Raw genomic sequence first — 6,861 nt, 5'->3', positions numbered from 1 at the left:
GGCTGCCGCTGACACCGAACGGCAAGCTCGACCGCCAGGCGCTGCCGGCGCCGGCCGACGAGGCCTATGCGCACGCCGCCTATGAAGCGCCGCAGGGCGCGGTCGAGACGGCGCTGGCGCAGATCTGGGTGGAGCTGCTCGGGGTCGAGCGGGTCGGACGCCACGATAATTTCTTCGAACTCGGCGGCCATTCGCTCCTGGCGGTGCAGTTACTCAGTCGAGCATTAGATGTTGGGCTGAACTTTAGCGCCGCCGACCTCTTCCGAGCCCCTGTTCTGAAGGAACTTGCATCGAAGGTTCATTTGGAGCCACAGCCCAGGACTCCTGGAGTGATTTCCGTACAGGCGACCGGATCGCAGCCACCGCTCTTCTTTGTCCCCACAGGTTTTGGCGATTGTTCCTACGTCCCCAGGTTGATGGAGGAAATGGACGTAGACTGTGCCGTCTACGCTCTGCCATGGCCCCCCTTCAATAACCTTGGTCCACCAACTCTTGAGGCGATAGCCGCGGAGACCATCGTGGCGATTAGAAAGATCCAGCCGCGGGGTCCGTATCGTTTCGCTGGATACTCATCAGGCGGAATCTTGGCTTACGCCATAGCCCAGCTCTTACTGGGTCGCGATGAAGCTATCTCTTTCATCGCGTTGATCGATGTTACGCTACCTGCAAACTTGACAGAAATATCACCCATCCAAATGGTACGAGACGTGGTACTGGATTCTTTTGAACCCTTAGATGATGAGAACTTCGAAGTGTTGGAGCAATTTGCTAGACAAAGTTCAATCGCTCAGCTGCTCGAAAAGGCTCAGCAAATTGGGGCAATACCTCTGGATCGTAATCTCCATAACGATGTTTTGATGTATGAAAGGACCGCCCGGTTTCACGAGGCGCTGCAGGCGTACCAAGTCCCAACCCTGCCAGTTGAGATACATCAGTTTTATGCCACCGAGGCTCTCTTCAGTTCTCGGGCACGACAAGCTAAGAGTTCATTATGCCCAGAGGCACGTTCGCCTATGCGCGGCTGGGACCGAGTCTTGAGTCCGGACGCCATTACTGCCGTACCGATTGTAGGCGACCACGTGACGATGATGAGTGTTCTGGAAAACCGCAAGGCTCTGGCCCGAGCTATTTCTACGCACTTAGCCGGGGTTCTTGAAAAAGATCCCTAGCGAACTGCACCGAAGATTCTGGCACCCAGACGAGGTTCAGTCTCGGATCGCGACAATCCCCAAATGTCGGAGAGTTCTGGCTCGGTGATCCAAAGATGGGAAGCATATTTGGTCTGCCGCCTCTACTGGTCGACGACCGAGTCGAGCAACTTCAAGGCCAAGCTGCATGAGCTGAGCTTGTCATCCGAAAAGCTCAAAGGGGACCAGATAGAATGGAGACTATCACCATTGATCAACAGAACATCCTCGTCGGCATCCGTCCCATAGAAGCGGGCGACGAAGCCACCTTGTACGATTCCGAAGTTACCTCGTTGGGACGCGCTGTTACCAAAGTTCGCCGCCAAAGCGGTGCTGCAAGAGTAGTCGCCAGAACACTCCTTGGGCAACTGGGATTCCCACTACTGCCGATCCTAAAGACGCGCTCTGGTGTTCCGATCTGGCCACCCGGCGTCGTCGGATCTTTGGCCCACCACGATACCGTAGCCGCCGCCGCCATTGCAGGGACCAAACGGATTGCGGCTCTCGGCATCGACATTGAGCCTAATGAACCTCTGCCGGAGAACCTGATCGAATTGATTGCCACCCCTAACGAGCAACGCATGTACGATCTACATCTGCTCAAGCGGCGGGACCTCTTCGTTTTGAAGGAGGCGGTGTATAAGGCGTGTTTTCCACTGTACAATCATTTCATTGAATTCCAGGATGTGGAAATTGATATCTCTGCGCGATTAGGGTACGTGGCGAAGGCAAATTGCACGTTTTCGCTCGAGTTACTTATTTCCAACAATGTAATCGGGTTGGCGTATTCATGGCCGAAATGGTGACCTTGCCCGCTGATCTAATCCGGTTGACGTTCGTTCTGGCCCGTCGAGAGGACTTGGACATGAAAAGTAGCCGCTTTTCTCAAGAGATCATCGGAATTTGAAGGAACATGAGGACGGAGTGTCGGTTCGCGATCTGTGCCGCAAGCACGCGGTCAGCGACGCCGCGATCACAATGGAAGGGCCGCTTTGGCGGGATGGATGTCTCCGAGGCTCGGCGACTGAAGGCTCTTGAGGACGAGAACACGCGGCTGAGCGGCTTCTGGCCGACACCATGCTCGACAATGCCGCGTTGAAGGATGCCGCGCCAGAAGCCAACTGCCTGCGGCAACGAGCTAACTTGGCTCGCAAAGTCCTTTGGCAGCCCGAAAGTACAGGGAGCCGGAACACGAACTGTTCCCGCAGACACGCTGCCTTTATCAACCAAAGACAAGGATCTCGGCGAGCCGGACCGAGGACAAGCGCTTGTCCGACTGGAGCATCAGCCACATGGCTTCAGCCAAACACGCAAGGTCAGCTTGGTCGAATGCAGCGGGGTATCGCGGCCGGCAAGCGCGATCGAACGCTTATAACCACGGGCCGGACAGGTTCTGTCTTCTGGCCACACCTAATTTCCAGCAATCGCCGGCAATGCTGTTCATCCCGGAAGGATCCCCGGAAGGCCACGATCATTTCCTCAACGGTCCGAATGTTGGCAAGCGCCGCGAGCATCGTTTCAGGCATTCTCATCCCCTCCAGATCACCGTTCTGCATGGGAAGGCCATGACCACAAGCCTTTAGCTGTCTTTAGTTGACGAGCGTGCGACGATGCCGCTCGATATGACAACACGATATCCAGCAAGGCGAATTGTCTATGGAACCTACCCTGACCCGAACGGCCGAAAAACGGCAAACCCGCCAACCTGCTCTCTGCGCGGGGGTACTACCGGGAGAGCCGCGAGATTTTTGAGCTCCAGCGGCGGGCGGCCTCGGCCTCATAGCCGGCCTGGTACTGGTGCCCAATCTCGGCCGCCGGTTGGGCGTGGGTCGACGGCGCTGCAGTAGTTCCGGGGATGATGATGGCGGCCGCGCCGCTCGATTGTAGCGGGCGAGCGCGTGGAGAGACGATTTGCGAGATTCCGCGACAACTTTACACTCGCCGTTGACGTCGGAGACCTCTGCGAACATAAAATCCGACAACGTTTTCAGCTTGCCGCGTCTACGAGCCGTCCGTCTCGCCAGCCTAGGCCAGCGAGCCTTCGCCCGACTCATCAACTTGGAAGGCCCCGATCTCCCTCCGAGGAACCCGAACGATATTGCGATCATAGCCCACCCCAGAGGGGCCATGGGTAACCTCTGGAGGTACCTGCCGCATCGACCATCGGTTGGAATAGAAGAACTGCTCGGTTCCAAGAAACAGGTGCGACATAGATATCCATGGAACCGTGATCAATCCCTCCGCCATTAGTTTTGAGAGCACCGCACCGCAACCATACGCGCCGATGGCGAAAGTGCCGTCGATCTCATCTTTAATCGCGTGGAAGTACGCGAGGATAGGACCATCGATCTGCTTAGCCGGATAGTCCCCATCGACGGCGAAAAGAATCGTACTGCCTCTATCTTTCGGCTGACCGACGCGATTTGCGAACCCCATAGCACTCTTTGCATTCGCAGTGCCGATCGAGCTCGAGAAATTGGAAATATGGCGGCTGCTGTCCTGGAAGATCGGCAGAATTCCGAAACCGTGCCCAGATAGTAGTTTGGCCTCCACTGGTGTGATGGTTTTTGGCCTCGCGGAACTCGCGTAATACCGAATGACCGTGGTCACCCCCGATCTTCGCAAGAAAGTGAGAAATTTCCGGCCTGCCGCATTGTTGAGACGGACGCTGACATCCGCTGCGGACCATCCGTCCGCCTTCGCGAAGTCTTCATGATAGGGCATGGGCTTTCCCGCTACAAAGCGCACCACCGACTTCGCTCCGCTGACGAAATCTGCGGTATTCACATATTCAACGAGCGTGCTGCTCCTTTTGGCTGAATGTAACGTCTGGCATACGGATCAGGGCAAGACGCGCAGGTAGTAAGGTGAGTCGCTCGGCGGGCCGAAGCGACCGAAAACCTGCGCGATAGTGGACTGCGTATCCTTGTTTGACAGATTCAGGCCTTCATAGTTGGTTTCTTATAGAAGCGGGGCCGGAGTTCGTCGGCACCGCTGTCAGCCGGACCTGATCTATGACGCTGGCGAGGTTCCTTCGAATTGACACCGTCGGTTGGTGCGCTGCTGCTTTCGAGACCAATCATTAGAATCAGACCTGGGGCGTGATGTCTTGCTGCGGGGTCGAGCCACCGTTAAAGAAGTTCTTGGCATTCATAAACTGCTCGGTGGCGTTCTTATTCACGATCTCCTGGAAGTTTTTGTAATCGGGGCCGCCGCTGCGGATCCGGCGAGTCTGAACGATATTGGTAACCTCTTTATAGCTTATGTCGACGTTGACGTACCGAGCCGACGAGCAAGAATATTTTAGATCAAGGAAGTACTCATTGAACTTGACTTCTCGCAGAACAATTGCTCCGTAGTCGTAATATCCGCCTGCCCCGTTATCGAGAAGGTAGCTTTGGTAGGTGCATGTCAGAGCCTTGTACTGCTGCGACTTGCTGTTGGCGCTGAAGGTCAGGTTGCCCATCTCAGTGAGGAAGGACTCGAAATCCGTTAGCAGAGACGCCCCGTCAGTGACGATCGCCTTCGCGATCAAGGAGAGGAACGTGGCTGAGACGGAGGTCCCAGCAAACTTGTTTGAGTAACCTTTCTGTTTTTGCCCTCCCATCGAAAGGTCGGGAATGTTGCCCACAACGTTCGTCCATGTGTTGATGTCAAGTTTTTCCGCATCAACCTTAGGATGATGGGTATGCATGTAGTCGTGAATGAGTCCTCCTATTGCCAGAAGGTTGTCCTGATTTTCTTTCATGATGCCGCTGTACGCCGGGTCATCGGTCGTCTGACCAATGAGGTGAAACTGTACTGTTCCTTGATCGTTGGCGATCGTGTCGTCACTGGGGCGCGCAGCACCTGGCTGCGCCAAAAGAAGGGACTTGGCGCCGAAAAACGCGCTCGCCACCTCATAGTTCTTGTCCGAATAGCTCTGTTCATGCCCTTGAAAATGCGCTGCGACCGCGTTCAACATGCTTATCTTCCTATTCTGACCGTTGCTGTGAAAGTCGCAAAGTCCCTGGAGTGCGTAAACGCTTGAGTATCAGGTGATCTTCGCGTGTCTTCACTAGCTGTATAACAGTTTGTTCCGATCCCCACCTTTGCCTCAGGCAGACCTTTCTCTGCGCGCCGCCATTTTGCGATAGCGCAGCGGCGAGAGCCCATGAATCGCTTTGAACGCCGTGGAGAAATTGTTGCTGTTTTCGTAGCCTAAGGATTCAGCGACCTCGGCCACGCTTTCATGCCCGCTTCGCAAGCGGCCGGCAGCCTCCATCATCCGGTAGTGCCGTAACCAGGTCATAGGCCCGCAGCCAAAGGCAGCCTCGAAGCGGTTGACGAGCGTTGTCTTGTTGGTCCCGGCTATGCGCACCAGTTCGCTGAGGGCGATCTGCTGACCGACACGCTGTACCAGCAGATCGCAAGCCTTCTGAACGAGGGGGTCGGCTGAGAAGAATAGCGGTGCAGAACGCCGCGCGATCTGAGCGACGCAGGCGGTCAGTCTGCTCACAACTTCCTGCTCGATCAGTGGCCACAACAGGTAATCGGAATACCCGTCGGAGAAAACCGCCTCTCGGTCCAGCCTGCCTTCGGAAACCAGGGCGAGTTGCACCAGTCCGGACGAGAGCTTCGCATGACCGTACCCATGTTGCTCCCATTCGCGGCAATCGATGATGACGATTTGCGCGCAGCGCCCTGGCCGCAACAAACGGTGCTCAAGGATATCGATCTGCCGCACATCGTTGGGCAGATTGCCGAAGATCCGAGAACTCGCAATTTGTGACAAACACTTACCTGCTAAAGGGTCCGGGCCAAGATACGCGGCCAGAATCGATGCATGCACCTCGGTAACACCTTGAGGACTTGGCCTGCGAAAGCCTTGATGCGGCCGAACGGCGGTCGAAGAAGGTGGGTCTTGGTTTGTGTAGTTGGCTGTAAGTGTGAATACCTTCTTCACAGCAGATGCTCGCTCGAAGTCAGCGCGCGTCGGTTTCTCTGAGTTGGGACAGCGGAACCAGCACCGCGTCCGATGGACGAGGGGGGTAATGAACTGGCTCGGTCCTGAAGATAGTGCCAGACCTCGATCGCATCACGCTTCTTCCCTTGGCGAAGCATCAGCCGTTTGCTCTCTCATTGTCGATGGACGCGCCAACTCTGTTCCCGCCGCCGCTGCGGCGGCAATCTTGCGGCGCAGCCAGTGATGTTCTGGGTCGCGATGGCAACGCTCGTGCCAAATCAGCCCAACCTCGTAAGGCGACAGTTCCACCGGCGGATCGACAATCGCTAGGGGGAGCAAGGCGGCGATCCGTGTAGCGACGCGGTGTGGTACAATCAGCACCAGATCGGTCGCCGCGATGGCTACAGCGGCCGTCAGGAGGTTGGAAACCAGCACCGGATCGCGATCTTGGAGGTGTAAATTTGCCAGATCGTCATGCACCCGTCCGAAGCCGCCCTTAGAATCCGAGTCAATAGCAGCGTGGCGCAGGGCAGCGAAGGCCTCGATCGTCCATTCCTGCGCCAAGGCTGGATGGTCGCAACGTAGCAGGCAGGCGAAGCGGTCAGTATAGAGCCTGCGCCGAAAGAAGCCCGGTGGCGTGCCACCGGTCTGCCCAACGGCCAGATCGATCTCGCCTTGCTCAAGGCGCCGGAGCGCGCCGGTTAGAAACGAGCCGGTGACGATGTCGAG

Annotated in this window: 6 protein-coding genes and 2 pseudogenes; 3 read left to right on the top strand and 5 right to left on the bottom strand. The window is 56.5% G+C overall.

The window, feature by feature from the left end:
* From EOA38_RS23670 to EOA38_RS23660, 3 genes and pseudogenes are all read left to right on the top strand, one after another.
* Positions 1-1,169: thioesterase domain-containing protein (locus EOA38_RS23670; RefSeq protein ID WP_245480903.1), on the top strand; the 1,169-nt coding region annotated here is incomplete at its 5' end.
* A 212-nt stretch (positions 1,170-1,381) separates the two neighbouring features.
* On the top strand, positions 1,382-1,993 hold the full coding sequence (locus EOA38_RS23665; RefSeq protein ID WP_065012153.1) for a 4'-phosphopantetheinyl transferase superfamily protein: 612 nt from the start codon (positions 1,382-1,384) through the stop codon (positions 1,991-1,993).
* Between the two features lie 59 nt (positions 1,994-2,052).
* A pseudogene (locus EOA38_RS23660) lies at positions 2,053-2,291 on the top strand (transposase); the annotation flags it as partial.
* A 130-nt stretch (positions 2,292-2,421) separates the two neighbouring features.
* On the opposite strand, the pseudogene EOA38_RS23655 reads toward EOA38_RS23660, so the two are convergent.
* The 5 genes and pseudogenes from EOA38_RS23655 to EOA38_RS23635 all read right to left on the bottom strand — a co-directional run.
* Positions 2,422-2,713, bottom strand: a pseudogene (locus EOA38_RS23655) (IS1595 family transposase); the annotation flags it as partial.
* A 499-nt stretch (positions 2,714-3,212) separates the two neighbouring features.
* A complete protein-coding gene (locus tag EOA38_RS23650; RefSeq protein WP_066991384.1) occupies positions 3,213-3,911 on the bottom strand; it encodes a glycoside hydrolase domain-containing protein in 699 nt (232 codons plus the stop codon).
* Between the two features lie 364 nt (positions 3,912-4,275).
* Positions 4,276-5,151 (bottom strand): hypothetical protein, encoded by an 876-nt coding sequence (locus tag EOA38_RS23645; protein ID WP_127300368.1) that lies wholly within the window; start codon positions 5,149-5,151, stop codon positions 4,276-4,278.
* Between the two features lie 132 nt (positions 5,152-5,283).
* Positions 5,284-6,132: an AraC family transcriptional regulator gene (locus EOA38_RS23640; RefSeq protein ID WP_245299532.1), complete on the bottom strand. Its 849-nt coding sequence runs from the start codon at positions 6,130-6,132 to the stop codon at positions 5,284-5,286.
* Positions 6,133-6,264: 132 nt separating this feature from the next.
* Positions 6,265-6,861: LysR substrate-binding domain-containing protein (locus tag EOA38_RS23635; protein ID WP_245480902.1), on the bottom strand; the 597-nt coding region annotated here is incomplete at its 5' end.

The organism is Mesorhizobium sp. M1E.F.Ca.ET.041.01.1.1 (assembly GCF_003997355.1).
GTDB lineage: Bacteria > Pseudomonadota > Alphaproteobacteria > Rhizobiales > Rhizobiaceae > Mesorhizobium.
This window is presented reverse-complemented; position numbering and strand designations above follow the sequence as displayed.

Excerpts from the sequence above, each read along its gene's own strand:
- EOA38_RS23645 (WP_127300368.1), bottom strand. The coding sequence starts at position 5,151 with ATGTTGAACGCGGTCGCAGCGCATTTTCAAGGGCATGAACAGAGCTAT.
- EOA38_RS23650 (WP_066991384.1), bottom strand. The coding sequence starts at position 3,911 with ATGCCCTATCATGAAGACTTCGCGAAGGCGGACGGATGGTCCGCAGCG.
- EOA38_RS23665 (WP_065012153.1), top strand. The coding sequence starts at position 1,382 with ATGGAGACTATCACCATTGATCAACAGAACATCCTCGTCGGCATCCGT.